Source organism: Amycolatopsis thailandensis (genome assembly GCF_042723255.1).
GTDB lineage: Bacteria > Actinomycetota > Actinomycetes > Mycobacteriales > Pseudonocardiaceae > Amycolatopsis > Amycolatopsis thailandensis.
Genome location: NZ_JBHXJK010000004.1, coordinates 74179 through 95553, shown reverse-complemented (window position 1 = coordinate 95553; position 21375 = coordinate 74179). Strand labels below are relative to the sequence as shown.

The window sequence follows — 21375 nt, the reverse complement described above, 5'->3', positions numbered from 1 at the left end:
ACCGGTGACCCGAACCCATGAGCCGCCACTGTCCACAGTGGAGGGCAATGTCTGGACGTCCGTGGCAGGCCAGGCCGTCCGGACGCCCCAAGCCGTGGCGCTGGCCGACGCCGACGGCGAGCTCGGCTACGAAGCCCTCGTCGGCCTGGCCACCGCGATGGCCGGCAGGCTGGCCGAAGCCGGAGTAGGACCCGGCGACCTGGTCGGGGTCCGGTTGCCGCGCGGCCGGGACGCGATCGTGGCCCTGCTCGCGGTGCTGCGCGCCGGAGCGGGCTACGTGCCGCTGGACCCGGTCTATCCGGAAGCCCGGCTGGCCATGATGGTCGAGGAGACGCGGCCCAGCGCGCTGATCACGGCCGACGGCGTCGTCCCGCTGCCCGGCGGATCGCGGCACCGGGAACCCGCGTACGTCATCTTCACCTCGGGTTCGACAGGCCGCCCGAAAGGCGTCCTGATCGGCCGGCGGTCGCTGCGTGACTTCACCAGCGCCTTCGCGGACAGGTTCGCCTTCGCCGAGGGCGACCGGATCCTGCAATTCGCGTCGCTGAGCTTCGACACCAGCGTCGAGGAGATCTTCTGCACGCTGATCCGGGGCGCCACCCTCGTCCTGCGCGACGACGACATGATCAGCAGGCCCGACCTGTTCTTCGAACGGTGCGGCGCGCTCGGGATCACCGTGCTGGACCTGCCGACCGCGTACTGGCACGAGCTCGTCGCGGCCCTCGACCGCGGCGAGACCGCCGTTCCGGCCGGCGTGCGGTGCGTGATCATCGGCGGCGAGACCGCGCGGCCCGACGCGGTACGCCGCTGGCAGGCCGCGGTGGGCGGCGCGACCCGGCTGTACAACAGCTACGGCCCGACCGAGACCACGGTGGGCGCCACGGCCACGGACGTGACCGAATGGTCCGGCGAGGTGGTGCCGATCGGGACCCCCCATCCGGGCGTGACCTGCCGGATCGGCGCAGACGGCGAACTGCTGATCGGCGGGATCGGCGTGGCCGAGGGATATCTGAACCGGCCGGAGCTGACCGCCGAGCGTTTCGTGACGACACCGGATTGGGGCCGTGAGTACCGGACGGGCGACCGGGTCCGCTGGTCCCAAGACGGGCAGCTGGAGTTCCTCGGGAGACTCGACGATCAGGTCAAGATCCGGGGTCACCGGGTGGAACCCGGCGAGGTGGAGGCCGCGCTGCGGCAGGTGGACGGCATCACCGACGCCGTCGTCCTCGTCGACGACCGGACCGGCCGGGCCCGGCTGATCGGGCACCTGGTCACCGGCACGACCGACCTCACGACGGTGCGGGACGCGCTGAGCGACGTCCTGCCCACGCATCTCATCCCCGCCGTCTTGGTCCGGCACGACCGGTTCCCGCTGAACCCGCAAGGGAAGATCGACAAGAAGGCGCTGGCGGCCGAGGTACCGTCCGGCAACGCCGGCGAAAGCGGGCTCTCGGCGTCCGAGCGGTCAGCGGCCACGCTGTTCGAGGAGATCCTCGGTGGTGCCATCACCGGCGCGTCCGACGATTTCCTTTCCCTCGGCGGTGATTCACTGGACGCGGTCCGCCTCATCGCCGCCCTGCGCCTGCGCCACGGCGCGGAACTGACCCTCACCAGGTGGTACGCGGATCCGACCGTCTCCGCGCTCGCCGAGGTGATCTCCAGCGCGTCCGGGGCGACCGAGACCGTCCTGCCGGGCCTCGCGGAGGGCGTCCCGCACCCGCTGAGCCCGATGCAACGCGATTACTGGATCGCCGAGCAGTTGTGCGGTCTTCCCGTCTACACCTTGGGAATCCGGTACCGCTGGGCCGAAGAGGTCGACGTCGCAGGCCTGACCGCCGCGCTCGCCGAACTGTCGCGGCGGCATCCGCTGCTGCGAGCGCGTTTCCCCGACGACGGCACCGAACCGAGCATGGTCATCGAGCCGGAGGCGACGGTGCCGCTCACGCTCGGCGCACCGGATCGCGGCGGAATCGACGTCCGGCGCGGCCCGATCGCGCACGCGTTCCTCGACGGCGGAGAACTCGTCCTGACCGTGCACCACCTCGCCTTCGACGGCTGGTCGGCGGGCGTGCTGGGCCGGGAACTCGCCGCGCTGTACTCGGACGCGGCCCTCCCACCTGCCCTCCCCGCGCCTGACCTCGCCGCTCGGGCCGCTCTGGCCAAGAGCGACCGACCGCTCGTCTCGTACTGGCGAGACCGGTTCGACGGCGCCGACCTCGACCTCGAACTGCCCGCCGACCGGCCCCGTCCGGCTGCCCGCACGTACGCCTCCGAGCGGGTCGTCCGGCGGCTCGACCCCGCTCTCCTGAACCGGCTGCGCACGTATGCCGGTGAGCGGCGGGCGAGCCTGTTCATGGTGGTCCTGGCCGGTTTGCAGGTCGTGCTGCGGCGCTACACCGGCCGCACCGACGTCACCGTGCTGGCGCCGGTGGCGGGGCGGTCGGCGGGCGAACTCGCGTCGCTGGTCGGTCCCGCGCTGAACGTCCTGCCGTTGCGCGGCGACGTGACAGGCGAGCCGTCGTTCCCCGAACTCGTCGCCCGGGTCCGGGACGCCGTGCTCGGCGACCTCGACCATCAGGCGCTGGCATTGCCCGACCTGGTGACCGCGCTGGCCCGGCCCGGTGGGAAGCGGCTGAGCCCGGTCATGCTGACCGTGCACAACACCCCGGCGCCCGGTGACCCGATCCTGCGCTACACCGGCGAACTGGCGCCGTCCGCCTCCATGGTCGACCTGGCGATCGCCCTCGACTTCCCCGCCGACGGCCCGGTCCTGCACGCCGACTACGCCACCGAACTCTTCGACGGCGCACGGGCCGAAGCCGCCCTCGACCATCTCCTGACCGTCCTGGACGCGGCGACGGCGGACCCGGCCACGCCGGTCACCCGGCTCCCGATGCTCACCGACGTCGAGCGCCGTCGCGTCCTCGACGACTGGAACGACATCGTCGCCCCGCTACCGGACGCGACCGCCGTGCATCGGCTGTTCGAACGACACGCGCTCGCGACGCCCGGCGCGCCCGCGCTCACCGTCGGCGGCGACACGATCGGCTACGGCGAACTGAATCGCCGGGCCAACCGGCTGGCGCGTCGGCTCCGGGAAGAGGGCGTGCGGCCCGGCGATCGGGTGGCGATCAACCTGGATCGCGGTACGGCGCTCTTCACCGCGATGTGGGCCGTGCTCAAGGCAGGCGGAGCGTATGTGCCGCTGGATCCGGCCTACCCCGCCGATCGCCTGGAGTACATGCTGGCCGACAGCGCTCCGACGGTCGTCGTCGACGCGGACTACCTGGCCGAGGACCTCCCCGGCGACGACAGCGACCTGCCGCCGGTCAACACCGCGGACGATCCCGCGTACGTCATCTACACCTCGGGTTCCACGGGTAGGCCCAAGGGCGTCGTCGTCACGCACGGGAACCTGGTCCACGCGGCGGGGATGTGGCAGCAGGCCTACCGGCTCCGTCCCGAATGGACGTATCTGCAGGCGGCCAGTTTCTCCTTCGACATGTTCGTCGGCGAGACCCTGCGGGCGCACCTCAGCGGCGGCCGCCTGGTCGTCGCCCCCCGCGAGACCCTGCTCGATCCCGCCGATCTCCTCGCGCTGATGAAATCCGAGCGGGTGAACTGCACCGAACTCGTGCCCGCGGTGCTGCGCGCGCTGCTCGACCACACCGAAAGCACCGGGCAGGACCTCGGCTTCGTCCACCTGCTCATCGGCGGCGGCGAGAAGTGGCACGTCAAGGAGTTCCGCCTCGCGAGGCGTCTCGTCGGGCCGGACAACCGCGTCGTCAACTCCTACGGCGTCACCGAGGTCACCGTCGACAACGTCTGCTTCGAAGGCTCTGTCGACCACCTCGCCGACGACGCGCCGCTGCCCATCGGGCGGCCTTTCCCGAACAACCGCGTCTATGTGCTGGACGCCTACCGCCAGCCGGTGCCCGCGGGCGTCGTCGGTGAGCTGTACCTGGGCGGCCTCGGAGTCGTCCCCGGCTATCACGAGCGGCCGGAGCTGTCCGAGGACCGGTTCGTGCCGGATCCGTTCTCCCCGGGTGCCCGGATGTACCGCACCGGTGATTCGGCCCGGTTCCAGCTCGACGGCACGGTCGATTTCCTCGGCAGGCTCGACGACCAGGTCAAGGTCAACGGCTACCGGATCGAACTCGGCGAGGTCGAGGCCGCGCTGGGCGCGCTGCCCGAGGTGGTGGCGTGCGCCGCCGCTCCCCACGGCGCGCAGCTCGTCGGGTACGTCGTGACCCGCGACGGGTCGGACGCCGACGAGGCCGCGTACCGCGAGACGCTCGCTGTCGGCCTGCCACCGCAGATGGTCCCCGCGAGGATCCTCACCTTGCCCGCTCTCCCGTTGTCGCCCAACGGAAAACTGAACCGGCGTGCGCTGCCCGCCCCGTCGGGCGGTGGGCCGCGTTCCTCCGGAGCGACGGCACGGACAGACACCGAGAAGCGGATCGCGGCGGCGTGGTCGGACGTGCTCGGGGTCACCGATCCCGACATCGACGACAGCTTCTTCGCGCTCGGCGGGGATTCCTTCGCCGCGCTCAAGGTGGTCCGGCGGATCGAGCCCTCCCCCAGCCTGGTCGAGTTGTACCAGCACGCCACCATCCGGCGGCTGGCCGCGCACCTCGACGCGCGTCCGGGAACCGACCACCGCCTCCTGCATCGGCTGACTGCCACGGACGCGGCCGTCGGCGGCCACACGGTCGTGGCCGTGCCCTATTCCGGTGGCAGCGCCGTCGCGTATCAGCCACTCGCCGACGCGCTGCCGTCCGGCTGGGCGCTGCACGCGGCGGAACTGCCCGGCCACGACCGCTCCAGACCCGACGAGGAACTGGAGCCGATCGCCGTCGTGTCCGGCCGGATCGTCGAAGAGCTGAGGGCGATCGAGGGCCCGATCGTCCTTTATGGACACTGTCTCGGCGTCGCGCTCACCGTGGAGGTGGCACGGCGTGCCGAGGCGGCCGGTCTGCCCGTGGCCGGTGTCGCCCTCGGCGCGGGTTTCCCCACGGCACGGCTGCCGGGACGCGTCTTCGACTGGATCTACCGGCACCTCCCGGTGGACCGCTTCACCTCCGACCGGGAGTACCTCGCCTATCTCCGGGCGCGGGGCGGCTTCACCGATCTCGACGACGACGGGCAGAAGGCTTTCGTGCTGCGCAACGTGCGGCACGACGCGCGCGACGCGGAGGAGTACTTCACCGCCGCGTACCGGGGGACTTACGAACCGCTGAAGGCGCCGGTGCTCACCGTCGTCGGCGCGCGCGACCGGGTCACCGAGCACTATCAGGAACGTCGTCAGGAATGGCGGCACTTCACCGAAGGCGACGTCGGTCTCGCCGTACTGCCGCAAGCCGGGCACTTCTTCCTCAAAAGTCATGCGGAACCACTCGCCGAGGCACTGGCCGCGTTCGTCTCCGGACAGCCTTCCGCCGAGGAGCGGGCTCCGGTGACGAGCGCGGAGCCCGATCTGCGCAAGTTCGCGGTGGTCGCGTTCGGGCAGCTCCTGTCGATGGTCGGCAGCGGGCTGAGCACCCTGGTGCTGAGCATCTGGGTGCTCCAGCGGACCGGCTCGATCACCTCGTTCGCCCTGGTCAGCGCGATCGGGTTGCTTCCCGGCATCCTGGCCGGTCCGCTCGCGGGCGCCGTCGCCGACCGATGGGACCGGCGGAAGGTCATGCTGGTGAGCGACAGCATGGCGGGGCTTTCGATGGCCGCGCTGGCGTTCCTGATGCTGTCGGACGGCCTGCATCTCTGGCACGTCTATCTCGCCGTGACGGTGACTTCGGTGGCAGGCGCGTTCCAACGGCCCGCCTATCTCGCGGCGGTCGCCCAGCTGGTGCCGAAGCGCTATCTCGGGCACGCCGCCGGGATCGGGCAGCTCGGGGTCGGGGTCGGGCTGGTGTTCTCCCCCATGCTCGGTGCCGCGCTGATCGGCCCGATCGGGATCAGCGGCGTCCTGCTCGTCGACATGGGCACCTTCGCCGCCGGCGCGCTGACGCTGTTGTTCGTCCGCTTCCCGAACCTGTTGTTCCGGCGGCGCGAGGAGAACTTCCGCACGGAGATCCGCAACGGCTGGCAGTTCATCACCCGCCGCCCAGGCCTGCGCGCCGCCCTCCGGTTCTTCGTCGTCGACCACGTCTTCTACACCCTGGGCTTCGCCGTGATCACGCCGATGCTGCTGGTGGAGCAGCCGGCGTCGGTGCTGGGTGTGGCGCTGGGCGCGGGCGGTGTCGGCGGGCTCACCGGCAGCGTCGTGATGGGACTCTGGGGTGGGACGGCCCGGCGCAGCCACGGGATGCTGATCGCGATGGGCGTCGGCAGTGTCGCGATGATCCTCGTCGGCGTGACGACGTCGCCCGCGCTGATCATCGCCGGGATGTTCCTCGTCGGCTTCGGCGAATCACTCGCCGACGGGCACTGGATCGCGATCATCCAGGGCAAGGTCAACCTCGAACTCCAGGGCAGGGTGCTGTCCCTCTTCATCACCTTGATGATGCTGACGATGCCGCTGGGTTACCTGGTCGTCGGGCCGCTGGCCGAACGGTTCGTCCAGCCGCTGTTCGACTCGCCGGGACGCGGCCTCGCGTCACTGATCGTCCTCAGTGGACTGTTGCAGCTGGCCTGGGCGATCCGCGGCTGGTTCACCGCGCGGCTGAGGCTGATCGAGGACGAGCTGCCCGACGCCGTACCGCCCGCGAACATCGGCACGCGCGACGACCTGCAACGCGAGGCCGACGAACTGCTCGCAGCCCACAATCGGTGAAGGGGAACGGTTCCGTGCTGCCTCGGACATCCAGTCTCGCCCCCGCGGACGACCTGCTGCCGGGAGTCCGCGTGTTCCTCGCGGACGAAACCCACTATCCCTCCGGCAGCCACAAGGAACCCGCCGCCCACGCGATCGTGGCCCGAGCGGTCGCGGACGGGCACGACCGGGTCGTCGTGGGCTCGTGCGGCAGCTACGGGCGGGCGATGGCGACAGCCTGCGCGGCGGCGGGAGTGCGCTGCACCGTCGTCCTACCCGCTGCCTGGGGCGACGGAGGGGCCTTCGCCGCCGCGACCGGGGCGGACGTCCACTTCGTGCCCGGAGGCTACGAAGACGCCGTGGACGCTTCACATCGCCTCGCCGTCTCGGAAGGAGCGATGGACGGGAACGTCGACGGGCCCTACAAGAACGTGATCCTTCAGGGACACGGCCACGTCATCAATTCCCTGTACGCGGAGTCAGGCCCCGCGCCGGCGTCCTGGTGGATCCCGGTCGGCAACGGCACGACGATCGTCGCGGCCCACCGGCGGCTTCGCGCGCTCGGCTGGCCCGCGGCCCTGCACGGCGTCGGCTCCCCCGGCAACAACCCGATCGTGACGAGCTGGCCGGGACCGTACCGGACGCTGCCTCGTGACGTCGTCGTCACGACGGAACACAACGAGCCTCTGGTGAACTGGCACGCCCTCCACGGCCCCGACGCGCTGGCCGCGATCGACGACTCCGGCGGCGCGGTACACGCCGTGGCCGACGACGAACTCCTTGCCGCCCAAGCTTTACTGGCGCGGCACGGCATGGCTGTCGGCGCGGCGGGTTCGGCCGCGCTGGCCGGGCTGATGGCGTACGTTCGGACGGGTCCGGTCAGGGGGAATCAGATCGTTCTGTTGAGCGGTCGGTGAGGGTGTTCGACGGTTCAGTGCCGAGAACCTCTCTGGTTGTCGCGGCAAACCTCCTGACCGAGGCAAGCAATGGCACTGTGTTCACCGGATGACCGTCCATCACCTGGTCGAGATGTTTGGCGAAAACCCCGATCAGCTCGGTAGCCTGATCACGAACATCTGCGGGGCCGACTACACCTAGCGGCGCGTAGAGGTCCCTAGCCGTCGCGGTGAGCTCAAGGAGCCGTTCCCGCCGCACTTGATCGAGGTCTCCTCCATCTCGGAGTAGGTCACTGACATACCTTAGCTCTATCCGTACATTCGAGATGGCGGCAAGAAAAGCCGTGTAGATCCGAACGCGTTGATCACGCCAGTATCGCTCGGTCTCGACTTCGCGTTCCTCTGTCCACCGTTGCCGTTCTCGAGTCCACCTGAGGTCTTCGCGGGCTTGTTCCCGACGCCAGCGCCTGTCTTCCCGATAGGCGTTGACGAGCTGGCCGGCGACCACGCCGATGATTCCCAACAGAGCGACGGCCAAGGTCGTCCAGAGAGGTACCTGCCCACCTTGCATAGTCGCAGTCTAAGCGCGTCGCCCTGTCGAGAGTCAGGGCAAGATGGTGTGTCAAGGCGTGGCGTCTCCGGGCATGCCGAAGTGCCCGTCGCCGGTGTGGCCGACAGGCTCCTCGGGTCATGCAGGGAGTTCAGGCGCGGTGGAGGGTGTTGCGCCGGATTCGTTGTAGCGGGTCCAAGTACTGGGGCGGAATGAACTCCGGTAACCCGTCAGCCGCCATGCGGACGTGCCAGTCGCCGTGGTGGATCAGCCGGTGATGAAAACCGCACAGCAGCACGAGGTTCCGGAGATCAGTGGGGCCGCCATCTGCCCAGTGATGAATGTGGTGGGCGTGGCAGTTCTTCGGTTTTCGATGACACCCCGGGAACGCACAGCCCCGGTCCCGGATATTGAGCGCCCGTCTCTGACCTGGGGTGACGAACCGTCTCAGCCGTCCCACATCCAGGGGCTCCCCAGCCGCGTTCATCACCACAGGAAGCATCAGACAGTCGCACGCGGCCATCCGCGCCTCGCGGGCGGTCATGGTCCCGACAAAATCGAGGCAGGCTTTCCCGATCCCGGTCTTCAGCTCTTCCAGGCCAATGGTCACGTGCACCAACGTCCGGTACCCGCTGGTGCCAGGCTGATCAGGACAGGCAATCGCCAAGTCAAGAAGCTCGGCCCACGCATCGCCCTGGCGCTCGCACTTCATCCGCAAGTCAGCTTGCCCGAACTCGTCCACCGGACGCGGCTTCGCGTACGCCTCCAGGGCAGCTGCGGTGCGAGCTCCCAGCTCGTCATCGAGCAGGCCGGTGAGTTTCCAGAACCCGTCTCGACGGCGCTCGATGGTGATTTCCCGGCGTGGCTGCTTCGGCTCGGGGTCTTTGGGTTCGTTGCCGTCCGGGTCGAGCCAGCCGAGGATGTCCTCGGCGGCCTTCGTCACCTGCCGCGGACCAGCGCCACGACCCAGGTTCCCGAGGATCTTCTCCGTACTCTCCCGATCCTCCACCGACGTATCGGACGGGAGTCTCCCCAAGATCTCCAGGATCTGATCGATCCGCTCATCCCCGATCATGCCCTCAGCAGCCGCCGCACCCGTAGTGGGCGCAAAGGCGGGAACCTCCGTGCCATCCAAAGCACGAGTCGGATTCAACGCGATCGCCCGCTTCACCACCGACTGCGCCTCACCCCGCGACAGCCCAGCCACATCGGCAAACCACGCCGCCGTCGAACCATAGCCATACAAGTCCTTCGAACCCCGAGACTCCACCTCCGCCAAAAACTGCCCCAGAGCAGCGGACGCAACCCGCATCAACTGCAAGAACTGCTGCACACCATGCGCAAGCTCCAGCTTGCCGGCGCGCCACAACTCCTGCGGAAGTTCGGGAAGGAAGGTCTCGGACACACCTCCATAATACACCAAAATATCGAACACGTGTTCGCAATTTTAGGTCACCATCAACTGGCACATTTACCACCAACGGGTGATCCAACGAATCCGCAATCAGTCGACTAATTGCGGATGCAACGAAGAGTAAGATTCCCCCGATCACTACAACGCCAGACTCAGCCCTCAACCCGAGTAAGCGCTTCCCAGCTGCTCAAGGACCCTGCGATACCGATCACCGGAACTCAGGGAATCTCCCCGATGCGCCATCCCCGAAGAGGAGCGAGAGTGCAACCAAAGGTCCGCCCAAGAAGGAGAACAGTACGCAGTGACGTCACCGGCCGAACAGCTCGAATCCTCTCTCATCACGACCCTGGAGGAGAAAACCGCCCGAGGCTACACGGAGAACCTGCCTCCCGTCCGGGGCTGGCATCCGGGCGCCAGAGTCGGAGCCACCGCCGATCGCGGAGCGCTGCTCGCCTACAACGACGACGGTGCCGACGGAATCTGCAATCTCGAGAGCGGCCTGGGCATGTGGCTGAATCTGGACCTCGGAGGACACGACCGGGATTTCACGCAGCGCCCGTATTCGGTTTGGCGGTGGCGGCCCGCGGCCAACGGCGATACCGCCTGGCTGCTGGGCGCCCTCGCCCCTGAAGCGGCCCGGCTGGAACTGGTCTGCGATGACGGCACGGTGGCCGAGGCCGACATCGTGGACGGCACCTACGCCGCGGAATTGGCCGTCGACATGGTGAGTTTGCGCGACGCGAACGGAAGGCTGAGCGTTCACGAGGCCGGGTCCGAGGAAAGCCGCGCCGAGTTCGAAAGAGTGCTGGTGGACGGGCGAAGGGAAATGACCCGGCTCAAGGTCCGGGTCTACGACAGCGCCGGCGCCGTCCTCTACGACGACGCGGCGATCAACGCCACCGACTAAGGCGATCAACGCCACCGACTAGAGCTCACCAAAGCTCTCAGTACCCGACAGCGTGCAATTTGGCATGCAGCGCGGCAAGCCGGGGAGACTGCTTCGCCGCCTTCGCTCCCACAGCCGCATCGACCATGCCCCGCGCACCGCGCAAGCACTCGGGTGATCCGGCGAAGCCGGTGTTCGTCGTGCCCAACGTGGTGACGACGCGGCCGTCGTCCTCGGCGGAACCCGGCGGGACGAGCATGATGTCGTCGGCGCGCACCGTTTCGCCGGACTGGAGCCGGAGCAGGAGATCGACGTGGAAGATCTGGACGAGGTCGTTCTCGACCATCCGCTCCGGCCCCACCGAGACGGCGAAGCGGTCCTTGCGTTTGCCTTCGACCTCGAACATCTTGTCCTGCCCGAAAACCTGGCCGGTCACCTTCCGGTCGGTCGGGATCAGGATGTCGAACTCGGCGGTGGCGCTGAGCGGACCGCCGCCACAGGCCCGCAGCGCGTAGACGGCGCGAACCTCCACGTCGACCCGGGTGATCAAAGCCGACTGATCGTGCAGATTCTCCACGGCGACATCCACCGCGGCCGCGCTGATCGGGCCATCCGACGCCGGATCCTCCTCGCCTTCCGAAACCTTCATCGGGATCTTGTCGAGAGAAGTCGCCTCGTACGAGACGATCCGGAGTTTCGAGGTGAGCGAGACGTCGAGCGCGACGGAGTCCTGATCGATAGCCGCTGTCGCGACGAGCACCGAAGCCACGCCCGCGGCCAGGCCGACGACGCTGATGATCGCCAAGAACAGCGGCGAGGCATACCATTTGGGCGGAGGCGCCGGCTTCGTCCTGCGCCTCTTTCTCCGTGACATCACCCGGTATCCCCTTCGTCAGCTGACGGCTCCGCACAGGAGTCGTCGCGACTTCTCAGGTGTTACAAGGTTTTCGTGATCACGGCACGAGGTCAGCCGCCGGCCACCAACCGGCCGAGCAGCGACCCGGCGTCCTCCGCCAGCCCCTCCCCCGCGTTCTCTTCCCCGGCGAGATGATGCAGTAACGCTTGCTGGAACAAGCCGTCGAAAGCGGCGTAAGCGACCGGCGGCGGCACGACGGGCGACGCTCCGGCGAGTTCTGCGTAGCGCTCCACGACGCGCCAGATCATCGCCTGCCGTTGCGTGTCGATCTCGAGCACGTCGGCGCGGAACGCTTCCTCGAACAGGCTTTGGTTGCGCAGGTCGTACCACAGCCGGTGCATCACGGCGTCGGCTCGCAAAGTGCCAGCCATCGCGGCACCGAAACCCTGTTCGAGCTCCTCCGCCGACCGCGCCATGGCCACGGCTTCGTCATAGCGGGTCACGCACACTTCTTCGAATTTGCGGACCGCGTAGGTCAGCAGTTCGACCTTGTCGGTGAAGTAGTAGTGCAGCACCCCGTGCGAGAAGTTCGACTTCTGGGCGATTTCCCGCAGGCTCGTCCTGGCGTACCCCAGCTCGGACAGCGCCTGCAGGGTGGACTCCGCCAGTTCCGCCCGGCGCTGGGCGAACTTGTCCACGCTCCGGCGTGCGATCCGCTCGCTCGTCTCGGTCACCACGAGTTCCTGTCGGTCCGGGAGCCCGCGCCTGTCGCGGGTCCCTCAGTCTAGCGTCGCGGAAATCTTGACGAGTGTCCAAGAAAATCTTGACGACTGTCCAAAACAAGCTCAAGATGTGACCCACACCGCAACCGCGGACCGTCTCAAGGAGGAGAAGTCCATGGGTTCGTACGACCTTTCGGGCCGAAAAGCCCTGGTCACGGGCGGAGCGCAGGGCCTGGGAGCCGGAATGGCCGAAGCGCTCGCCCTGGCGGGTGCCTCGGTGGTCATCGGCGACGTCCAGGAGGATCTCGGGCGCGCCACCGCCGATCAGATCAAGCAGAAAGGCGCTTCCGCGGGCTTCGTCCGGCTGGACGTCACCGACGAGCGGAGCTGGGAACAGGCGATCACCGCGGTCGTCGGCGAACTCGGCGGGCTGGACATCGTGGTGAACAACGCCGGCGTCGAGATCACCGGGCTCGTCGCCGAACTGGACCCCGCCGATGTGCGCAAGATGCTCGAGGTCAACGTGCTGGGCACCGCCCTCGGCGTGAAGCACGCCTTCCGCGCGATGCGGCCGGGCGGCCCGGCGGGCGCCGGTGGTGCCGTCGTGAACATCGCCTCGGTCGCCGCGACCATCGCCTTCCCCGGTATCGCCGGTTACTCGGCGACGAAGTCCGCGGTCGACAGGCTCACCAGGGTGGCCGCGATGGAGGCCGGGAAGCTCGGCTACGGCGTGCGCGTCAACTGCGTCTACCCAGGCCTGGTGCCCACCCAGATGGGCAACCAGCTCGCCCAGGACGTCGTCGAGGTCGGCCTGTTCCCCAGCGTCGAGGACGCCATCGGCGCGGTCGTCGGGCAGACCCCCGCCGGACGGCTCGGGGAGGTCTCGGACATGGCCGACGCCGTCGTGTTCCTCGCCTCCGACGCGGCGCGTTTCATCACCGGGGCCGGACTCCCGGTCGACGGCGGCATGGGCATGTGACCAGCACGAACCCGAAAGGAAACACCATGAGCAGCCCCAAACCCGTCGTGGTCTACGGCGCCTCCGGCTACACCGGACGGCTGATCTGCGAGTACCTGCGCGAGTACAACGTCCCGTTCGTCGCCGCCGGCCGCGACAAGGCCCGCCTCCAGGAGGCGATCGATCAGGTCCCCGGCCTCGACACCATCGACCACGAGGTCGTCGAGGTCTCGCATGACGTCGAAGCGCTCACCGAACTCTTCCGCGACGCCAAGGTCGTGTGCAACACCGTCGGCCCGTTCAGCGAGTACGGCCACGAGGTCGTCGAAGCCTGTCTGCGCACCGGCACGCATTACCTCGACACCACCGGCGAACAGGACTGGCTGATCTCGGCCGAAGAGCGCTATGGCGCGCGGATGGCGGAGAAGGGGCTCCTGCTCTCCCCCGGCATCGCCCAGATGTACACCACCGGCGAGATCGCGGCGAACCTCTGCCTGGAGACCCCCGGACTGGACACTTTGGACATCCTGGTGTTCTGGAAGGGGTATCCCACGGTCGCTTCCACCAAGACCATCCTGGTCAACGCCGCGCTGTCGGCCGCGTACTACCTCGAACAGAACGAGTACCTGCCCTGGCCCGCGGACGGCGGCCTGCAGGACGTCACCGTGCCCGGCCACCACGAGACCGGTTTGGCCCTCCCCTGGGGCGGCACGTCGCATCCGGTCTGGTTCAAGAACGACGCCCGCGTGGCCAACGTCAAGGCCGTCGGCGGCGTCTTCGACCGCGCGCTCATGCAGGGCGTGCCGCAGATCGTCGCGGCCGTGCTGGAACAGGTGAAAGACCTGCCACTGGACGAAAAGATGCGGGTACTGGCGGAACAGGCCGCCGCGGTGCGCGACGAGATGCCGCCGCGCGAGAACCAGCGACTCAACACCTCGCTCGATTCGGTGCACGCCTCGGGACCGCTCGGCCGCGCGCACTGCGTCATCCACGGCACCTGCAACTACAAGCAGACCGGGCTGATGCAGGCCTACGGCGCCTATTCGCTGCTCCAGCAGCCTCCGAAACGGGTCGGCTTCGCCTCCGGCTGCCAGGCTTTCGGCCACCGCGAACTGCTCGGCGTGTTGCGGTCCTTCGGGCTGGTGTCCCATCCGGTCATGACCGTGCACAGCTGACCGGAAGGACGAGCGCGTGCGATTGACCGACTACCTCGACAAGGGCGCTTCCCTCGATCCGGCGGCACCCTGCCTCACCATGGGCGATGTGTCCCTCAGCTATGGCGACGTGCGGGAGCTGTCGTGGCAGGTGGGGCGGGCGCTGGCCCGGTCCGGCGTCGGGCCCGGTGACAAGGTGGCGATCCTGTCCGCGAACGACCCCTTGTCGTTCGCTTGTGTCTTCGGGATCAGCCGGGCGGGCGCCGTGTGGTGCCCGGTCAACCCGCGCAACGAGGCGGCCGAGAACAGGGAACTGCTCGACCTGTTCGACTGCACCTGCCTGCTGGTGCAGGAGTCCTTCGCACCGCTCGTCTCCCGGATGCTCCCCGAGTTGCCGAAACTGTCTACAGTGGTCTGTCTCGACGGCGAGATGCCCGGCGCCGTCCCGTTTTCCGAGTGGCTCGAAGACGCGGAGCCGTGGGAGGAGGCACCGCCGGACGACCTGGTCATGCTCGTGGGCACCGGCGGCACCACCGGCCGTCCCAAGGCGGTGATGCTCACCGGCGCCAACGTGGAGACGATGTCCGCGCTCACGCTCATGAGCTACCCGTTCACCGGACGCCCGCGCTATCTGGCGCTCGCGCCGTTGACGCACGCGGCGGGCGTGCTCTGTTTCCCGGTCATGACACTCGGCGGGGAGATCGTCGTCATGCCCTCCCCCGATCTCGGCGAGTTCCTCGCCCTCGTGGAACGCCGCCGGATCACGCACACCTTCCTGCCACCGACGCTGATCTATCTCCTGCTCGACAACCCGGCGCTGGACGGCACCGAACTCTCTTCACTGCAATGCCTTTGGTACGGCGCCGCGCCGATGTCGGCCACCAAACTCGCCGAAGCGATCACCCGGATCGGCCCGGTCTTCGGGCAGCTGTTCGGGCAGAGCGAAGCCCCGATGATGATTTCCACCCTCTCCCCCGCCGAGCACGTCCACCCCGATGGATCACTCGCGCTCGACCGGTTCACGTCGGCGGGCAGGCCCACTCCCCTCACGCGGGTCGCGATCATGTCCGGCTCGGGCGAACTGCTCCCGCCCGGCGAACGCGGCGAGATCGTCGTCCGAGGTTCGCTGGTGATGCCCGGTTACTACCGGAATCCCGCGGCCACGGCGGAGGCGAGCACGCACGGCTGGCATCACACGGGCGACATCGGCTACCTCGACGAGGAGCATTACCTCTACATCGTCGACCGCGCCAAGGACATGATCATCACCGGCGGCTTCAACGTCTACTCGGCCGAGGTCGAGCAGGCGCTCATGACCCACGAAGCCGTCCAGGACTGCGCGGTGATCGGCCTGCCGCACGAGAAATGGGGCGAGCAGATCACCGCCGTGGTCCAGCTGCACACCGGAAAGAGCGCGGTCGCCGAAGAACTTCGTGCCACGGTCAAGGAACGGCTGGGCAGCGTCAAGACCCCCAAGGAGATCCTGATCTGGCCGGACCTCCCGAGGTCCAAGATCGGGAAGGTGCTCAAGACCGAGATCCGGAAAACCCTGCTGGACTAACGACGAGCCAGCTCGTCCGCGGTCGGCAACGGCCACTCGTAGCGTTCCTTGGCGATGCGAAGGTGGACCCACGTCTCCGCGGTCACCACGTCGGACCTGCCGCTGATCTCCTCGAGCGTCCGGTCGAGATCGCGGGCGGACTGCGCCGCGATGGTGGCGACGACGTCGAACCGGCCGATAGTCCTGGCGAGGAACTCGGTGTCGTCGCGCGCGGCGAGCGCCGCGGTCACGGCGTCCCCGGCGCCCCGCACGTTCAGGCCGATCCCACAGACCAGGCCCGCGTCCGGGCGGGCGCGGCTGAGCACCGGCGCGATCCGGATGACGTCGTGCTCCACGAGATGGCGCACGCGGGTGCGGGTGGCCGACGGCGACAGTCCCACGTGCTCGGCGGTCCGCGCGAAACTCTCCCGCCCGTCGGCCTGGAGCCGCAGCATGATGGCGAGATCGCGGTCGTCCAGCCGCAACCAGGGCGGAAGCGGACGCCCCGGCATGAACAGGCCTTTGACCACGTCCACGTAGACGAGGGTGTTGACCTGTTCCACCTCCGGCAGGCCCCGGATGTCCGCCACGGTGCGGTAGAGCTCGGGGGAATCGGGTAGGCGCAGTTCCGCGACGGTCTGGTAGTCCCCGCTCACCGCGGAGACGAACGCCGCGGCGGGCAGTGCCGCGATGGCGTCCGTCGTCGCCTGGGACCGGCCCGAGGTGCGGATCGCGAGGTGCGCGTACGCGGTGAGGCCGAGGAACTCGGGGTGGACCGCGGCGACCACGTTGAGCGAACCGTCGGCCTTCAGCTGCTCCAGCCGGGCCGACACGGCCGAGCGTGACGCGCCGACCCGCTTGGCCAGATCGGCCACGCTCATCCGCCCGTCCGCGCGCAAAGCCGCGACCAGCGCGTCGTCCACGGCGGTTCTCCTCTGCTGAATTTCCGACGGCCGACCGCACCATATCACCGGCGAAAGTCCACTCCGGACAGCAGAGATAAAGCGTTATGCGACCGACAATGCGCATATCGTTCGCGAACACCGTCCGTGCACGAATGATCTGATTGCCTCACCGGCCGTCGTCGTTTACGTTCACCGCCGCGACCCCCGCCTTCACCGTCGAACCCCAGGAGTCCGCGCGATGCGCCTGTTGTCCCTCGATCGTTCCGTCCTCGACGCGACAGCGACGATCCTGCTTCCCGACGAGCTGGTGACCGTCGACGACGCCACCGAAGGCGCCGCCGCGGTCCTCGTGTTCGGCGAGGAGATCGCCGCCGTCGGCTCGGTGGACGAATGCCGCGCCCGCGCCGCCGGCCTCGGCCGTCCGGACCCGGAGGTGCGGCGGCTGGCGGGCACGCTCCTGCCCGGTTTCATCGATCCTCACGCGCATCCCCTGATGTACGGGCAGATGATGACGTGGGTCGACTGCGGCCCCGAGCGGGCGTCGACCATCCCCGAGATCGTCGCGCTGCTGCGCGAGGCGGCCGAGAACACTCCGGCGGGCAGGCCTATCCGGGGTTACGGCTACGAGCACCGCAACCTCGCCGAGAAACGCCACCCCCGCAAGGAAGAACTCGACGCGGTCGCCGAAGACCGCGAGGTCTACCTCATGAACGCCAGCGGGCACGGTGGCGTGGTCAACAGCTTCACGTTGCGGCGCAACGACATCACCCACGACACCCCGGATCCCGACGGCGGCGTGTTCTTCCGGGACGAGCACGGCGAACTCACCGGGGAGCTCTCGGACGCGGCGTGCAACATCCTCACCGGGGTCACCGGTGTGAAGGTCGGGCGGCACGGGCCGAACTTCCATCTGGAGGACGAGCCGGAGGAGCACGCGCGGCAACTGGCTGCCGCGCAGGAGAAGTTCCTCGCCGCCGGGGTGACCGCGATCGGCGACGCGCAGGTCACGCGCCGCGAGTTCGACATGTACTTGCGGCTGGACGAAGCCGGGCGCCTGAAGACGCGCGTCCACATGTACCTGCTGTCGCATCTGCTCGACCAGGCCCTGGAAATGGGACTGCACGGCGCTTTCGGCACCACCCGGCTCGCGTTCGCGGGCATCAAGTTCTACGCCGACGGCACGCTCGGCGGCTGGACCGCGTACTTCCCGGACGGCTACGTCGGCGACCCGTGCCGCACCGGGCAGCTCTATCACGACCCCAAGGACTACTCCGCGCTGATCGACAAGGCGCACGAGGCCGGGCTCCAGACCGCGACCCACGCCCAGTCCCCCGACGCGATCGCCATGGTGCTCGACGCCATCGAGGACGCGCAGCGGCGGAATCCCCGGCCGGACGCCCGGCACCGCATCGAGCATTGCGGACTGCCGTCCCCGGACCAGATCGAGCGGATGGCCGCCCTCGGCGTCCATCCGGTCAACCAGCCCCAGCACTACTTCAACTGGGGCGAAGGGGTCACCGACGCCGTCGGCACCCCCGGCGAGCGGTTCAACCCGCTCGGCGAGTTCCAAGCGGCGGGCGTGCCGGTCACGCTCAGCTCGGACGCCCCGGTCGCGGAGCCGAACCCGCTCGAAGCCATCCAGACCGCGGTGACCAGGACGACCCGGCGCGGTCACCGGCTCGGCGGTGACGAGCTGCTGATCGACGTCCGCTCGGCCGTCGCCGCGCACACGATCGCCGGCGCCCGGGTGCTCGGGCGGGAACGTGATCTCGGCTCGATCACCCCCGGCAAACGCGCCGATTTCGTGCTCCTCGGCGAGAATCCCCTCACCTGCGATCCCGCGCGGATCGCGGGCATCGAGGTGCTGGAAACCTGGATCGACGGCGAGGTGGCCCGATGAACCACGACATCCGCCGGGCCCGCCGGGCCGGTCTCGCTGCCTTCGTCGGCACCACGATCGAGTGGTACGACTTCTACATCTACGCCACGGCCGCGAGCCTGGTGTTCGGCACCGTGTTCTTCCCCGAAACCGGTGACAGGCTGACCGGGGTCGCGGCGGCCTTCGCCACGTACGCGGTCGGGTTCTTCGCCCGCCCTCTCGGCGGCATCGTGTTCGGGCACATCGGCGACCGGGTCGGCCGCAAGACCGCGCTCGTGGTGACCCTGACCATGATGGGAGCGGCGACCTTCCTGGTCGGCTGCCTGCCCGGATACGACCAGATCGGCACGTGGGCGCCCATCCTGCTCGTGGTGCTCAGGTTCGTCCAAGGGCTGGCCGTCGGCGGTGAATGGGGCGGCGCCGTGCTCATGGCGGTCGAACACGCGCCACCGGACAAGAAGACCTTCTACGGCGCCTTCGCGCAGGCGGGAAACCCGGCGGGCGCGCTGCTGGCCACCGGGCTGTTCAGCCTCCTGAGCACCGGCGGCTCCGAATGGCTCGGCACGGTGGGCTGGCGAATCCCCTTCTTCGCGTCAGTGCTGCTCATCGGCGTCGGGCTCATCGTGCGCCTGAAGGTCGAAGAATCACCGGTCTTCGAGGAGACCGCGGAAGACACCGGCGTCCCCATCCTGTACGCGGTGCGGACGAACTGGAAGCCGATCCTGCTGGGCATCTGCGTACTGCCGGTCGCGGTCGGCGGCTACTACCTCGTCACCACTTTCGCGACGGCGTACGCGACGGATCCGGCCGTCGGCGTCTCCGAGTCGCTCGTGCTCAACGCGCTCACCATCGCCGCTTTCGTGGAACTGGCCGTGAGCTTCGGCGCGGCCTGGCTCGGTGATCGCTTCGGCCGGGTGCGGGTGGTCGTCATCGGCCTTGTCGGCGTCGCCGTGCTCGCGGCCCCGCAGTTCCTGGTGCTCTCGACCAAGAACGCGGTGCTGATCATCGCGGCGTTCGTCGCGATGCGCCTGGCGATGACGGCGACCTACAGCCCGATCGCCGCCATCCTGTCGCAGATGTTCCGGCCGCGGGCGCGGTACACGAGCATCTCGCTGTCGTATCAGCTGGCGGGCGCGCTCTTCGGCGGCCTCTCCCCGCTGGTGTCGACGTTGCTGTTCCAGGCGACCGGTAGTGTCTGGCCGGCGATCGGCCTGCTGATCGGCATGTGCGTGCTCAGCATCGCCTGTGTGCTGGCGGCGCCGCAGCACACCGACGACATCTAGCGGATGCGGAGGCGTCGCATCAGCTTCAGCCCGGAAAGCATCCCTTCGACGTACTTCTCGTAGGGCTGGCCGCCGCGGGGACCCATGACCTGCTTCTTGAGCACCGCCACGTTCTTGACGTCGGTGTACTTGAGCAGGCCCTGGTCCCCGTGGCGGGCACCGACGCCCGAGTTCTTGACGCCGCCCGACGGTGTCCCCTTGGCGGCGAAAGCGGTGGCCAGGATGTCGTTGATGTTGACGTTGCCGGACTCGATCCGGGCGGCCACGGCACGCGCGGCGCCGACGTCACCGCCCCAGACCGAGGCGTTGAGGCCGTACTCGGTGTCGTTGGCCAGCGCGACAGCCTCGTCCACGGAACGGTACTTGTGCAGTGCGACAACGGGTCCGAAGGTTTCGGTGACGCCGCAGAGCATGTCCTTCGTGACGCCTTCGAGGATCGTCGGCTCGAAGAACGCCGGGCCGAGGTCGGGCCGGGGCTTCCCGCCACAAAGGACGGTGGCGCCCTTCGCGACGGCGTCCTCGACGTGCGACTTGACGCGGCCCATGTGGTCGGCTGAGACGAGCGAGCCCATGTCGGGGCCGAAGTCGTAGGCGGCGCGGACGTCGAGGGCCTCGGTCTTGGCCACGTACGCGTTCTTGAACTCCTCGTAGCGGGATTCCGGCAGGTAGATCCGCTCGATGTGCATGCAGATCTGGCCGGTGTTGCCGAAAGCGCCGAAGATCGCGCCCTGAACGGCCTCGGCCAGGTCAGCGTCCTCCAGCACGATCATCGGGTTCTTGCCGCCGAGTTCGAGGCAGCAGCCGATGAGGTTGCGGCCCGCCCGCTCCCCGATCACCCGGCCAGTGGCGGTGGAACCGGTGAACATCACGTAGTTCGCGTGGTCGATGAGCGTGGGTCCGACGTCCGGGCCCTCGCCGCACACCACCTGGAACAGCCCCTTCGGCAGCCCCGCCTGCTCCAGCAATTCGACGCCGTACAGCGGGGAGAGCGCCGTCTTGTTGTCGGGTTTCAGCACGACCGCGTTGCCGACCATCAGCGCCGGGATGGCGTCGGAAATGCCGGTGGCGAAAGGGAAATTCCACGGCGCGATGATGCCGACCACGCCCTTGGGCTGCCGGACCTCGGTCGACGTCGTGAGGAACGGGACCGGGCCGCCGCGTTTGGTCGGCGCCAGCAGCTTCGCGGCCCGCGTCAGGTAATGGCTCATCACCATCGCCGGATCGCAGGTCTCCTCGATCGCCATCCGGCGGTTCTTGCCGCTCTCGACCTGGATGAGGTCGGTGACGGCCGGCGCGTTGTCGACGAAGAGCGTGTGCGCCCGCTTGAACACCTCCAGGCGGTTCTTGAGCGGCGTGGCGGCCCACTTCGCTTGCGCCGCGCGTGCCGTGGTGAACGCCTGCTCGATGTCGGCGGGCGTCGATTGGGGCAGCTCGACGAGCAGGTCTCCGGTGTAGACCTCGGTGAGTTTCCAGGTCGTGCCGGACGAGCCCGGCACGCGGGCGGCGAGGCGCCGCAGGAACGCGTCGGTCACCGACGCCGGACGGGTGAGCGCGAGCGGTGTGACGGTCATGGCCCTCTTT

At 68.7% G+C, this 21375-nt stretch carries 14 protein-coding genes; 8 read left to right on the top strand and 6 right to left on the bottom strand.

Annotation, left to right across the window (positions count from 1 at the left end; translation table 11 throughout):
* The first annotated feature begins 4 nt into the window (after positions 1–4).
* Positions 5–6772 (top strand): non-ribosomal peptide synthetase/MFS transporter, encoded by a 6768-nt coding sequence (locus ACFWMR_RS02770; RefSeq protein ID WP_378376482.1) that lies wholly within the window; start codon positions 5–7, stop codon positions 6770–6772.
* Between the two features lie 14 nt (positions 6773–6786).
* Positions 6787–7668, top strand: a complete 882-nt coding sequence (locus tag ACFWMR_RS02765; protein ID WP_378376480.1) for a pyridoxal-phosphate dependent enzyme — start codon at positions 6787–6789, stop codon at positions 7666–7668.
* On the opposite strand, the gene ACFWMR_RS02760 is transcribed toward ACFWMR_RS02765, so the two are convergent.
* Together ACFWMR_RS02760 and ACFWMR_RS02755 are read right to left on the bottom strand one after the other, a co-directional pair.
* Entirely contained in the window at positions 7631–8218 is a 588-nt protein-coding gene (locus tag ACFWMR_RS02760) for a hypothetical protein (RefSeq protein WP_378376478.1), read from the bottom strand. The two genes, ACFWMR_RS02765 and ACFWMR_RS02760, sit on opposite strands and share 38 nt — an antisense overlap.
* Positions 8219–8348: 130 nt before the next feature.
* On the bottom strand, positions 8349–9602 hold the full coding sequence (locus tag ACFWMR_RS02755) for a DUF222 domain-containing protein (protein WP_378376476.1): 1254 nt from the start codon (positions 9600–9602) through the stop codon (positions 8349–8351).
* 310 nt (positions 9603–9912) lie between these two features.
* Here ACFWMR_RS02755 and ACFWMR_RS02750 point away from each other — a divergent pair, with 310 nt between their 5' ends.
* Positions 9913–10518, top strand: coding sequence for a hypothetical protein (locus ACFWMR_RS02750; RefSeq protein ID WP_378376474.1), 606 nt, complete (start codon positions 9913–9915; stop codon positions 10516–10518).
* 37 nt (positions 10519–10555) lie between these two features.
* On the opposite strand, the gene ACFWMR_RS02745 is transcribed toward ACFWMR_RS02750, so the two are convergent.
* Together ACFWMR_RS02745 and ACFWMR_RS02740 are read right to left on the bottom strand one after the other, a co-directional pair.
* A complete protein-coding gene (locus ACFWMR_RS02745; RefSeq protein WP_378376472.1) occupies positions 10556–11302 on the bottom strand; it encodes a hypothetical protein in 747 nt (248 codons plus the stop codon).
* Between the two features lie 161 nt (positions 11303–11463).
* Positions 11464–12087, bottom strand: a complete 624-nt coding sequence (locus tag ACFWMR_RS02740; RefSeq protein WP_378376471.1) for a TetR/AcrR family transcriptional regulator — start codon at positions 12085–12087, stop codon at positions 11464–11466.
* 163 nt (positions 12088–12250) lie between these two features.
* Here ACFWMR_RS02740 and ACFWMR_RS02735 point away from each other — a divergent pair, with 163 nt between their 5' ends.
* Genes ACFWMR_RS02735 through ACFWMR_RS02725 form a run of 3 tightly spaced genes read left to right on the top strand, consistent with a single transcriptional unit; the run spans position 12251 to position 15748 of the window.
* On the top strand, positions 12251–13054 hold the full coding sequence (locus ACFWMR_RS02735) for an SDR family NAD(P)-dependent oxidoreductase (protein WP_378376469.1): 804 nt from the start codon (positions 12251–12253) through the stop codon (positions 13052–13054).
* Between the two features lie 26 nt (positions 13055–13080).
* Positions 13081–14208 carry a DUF5938 domain-containing protein gene (locus tag ACFWMR_RS02730; RefSeq protein WP_093936832.1) on the top strand — a complete coding sequence of 376 codons (1128 nt, stop codon included), beginning with the start codon at positions 13081–13083 and terminating at the stop codon, positions 14206–14208.
* 16 nt (positions 14209–14224) lie between these two features.
* Positions 14225–15748, top strand: coding sequence for an AMP-binding protein (locus ACFWMR_RS02725; protein WP_378376467.1), 1524 nt, complete (start codon positions 14225–14227; stop codon positions 15746–15748).
* On the opposite strand, the gene ACFWMR_RS02720 is transcribed toward ACFWMR_RS02725, so the two are convergent.
* Positions 15745–16650, bottom strand: coding sequence for an Lrp/AsnC family transcriptional regulator (locus tag ACFWMR_RS02720; RefSeq protein ID WP_378376465.1), 906 nt, complete (start codon positions 16648–16650; stop codon positions 15745–15747). The genes ACFWMR_RS02725 and ACFWMR_RS02720 overlap by 4 nt on opposite strands.
* A gap of 220 nt (positions 16651–16870) precedes the next feature.
* On the opposite strand from ACFWMR_RS02720, the gene ACFWMR_RS02715 reads away from it, so the two are divergent.
* Both ACFWMR_RS02715 and ACFWMR_RS02710 read left to right on the top strand, forming a co-directional pair.
* A complete protein-coding gene (locus tag ACFWMR_RS02715; RefSeq protein WP_378376464.1) occupies positions 16871–18532 on the top strand; it encodes an amidohydrolase in 1662 nt (553 codons plus the stop codon).
* Positions 18529–19794, top strand: coding sequence for an MFS transporter (locus ACFWMR_RS02710; protein ID WP_378376462.1), 1266 nt, complete (start codon positions 18529–18531; stop codon positions 19792–19794). Before ACFWMR_RS02715 ends, ACFWMR_RS02710 begins: the two co-directional genes overlap by 4 nt.
* Here the strand turns inward: ACFWMR_RS02710 and ACFWMR_RS02705 are convergent.
* A complete protein-coding gene (locus ACFWMR_RS02705; RefSeq protein ID WP_378376460.1) occupies positions 19791–21365 on the bottom strand; it encodes a succinic semialdehyde dehydrogenase in 1575 nt (524 codons plus the stop codon). The genes ACFWMR_RS02710 and ACFWMR_RS02705 overlap by 4 nt on opposite strands.
* Positions 21366–21375: the final 10 nt, after the last annotated feature.

Coding starts and splice junctions, on each gene's coding strand:
- ACFWMR_RS02760 (WP_378376478.1), bottom strand. CDS start 8,218: ATGCAAGGTGGGCAGGTACCTCTCTGGACGACCTTGGCCGTCGCTCTG.
- ACFWMR_RS02735 (WP_378376469.1), top strand. CDS start 12,251: ATGGGTTCGTACGACCTTTCGGGCCGAAAAGCCCTGGTCACGGGCGGA.
- ACFWMR_RS02730 (WP_093936832.1), top strand. CDS start 13,081: ATGAGCAGCCCCAAACCCGTCGTGGTCTACGGCGCCTCCGGCTACACC.
- ACFWMR_RS02715 (WP_378376464.1), top strand. CDS start 16,871: ATGCGCCTGTTGTCCCTCGATCGTTCCGTCCTCGACGCGACAGCGACG.
- ACFWMR_RS02710 (WP_378376462.1), top strand. CDS start 18,529: ATGAACCACGACATCCGCCGGGCCCGCCGGGCCGGTCTCGCTGCCTTC.
- ACFWMR_RS02705 (WP_378376460.1), bottom strand. CDS start 21,365: ATGACCGTCACACCGCTCGCGCTCACCCGTCCGGCGTCGGTGACCGAC.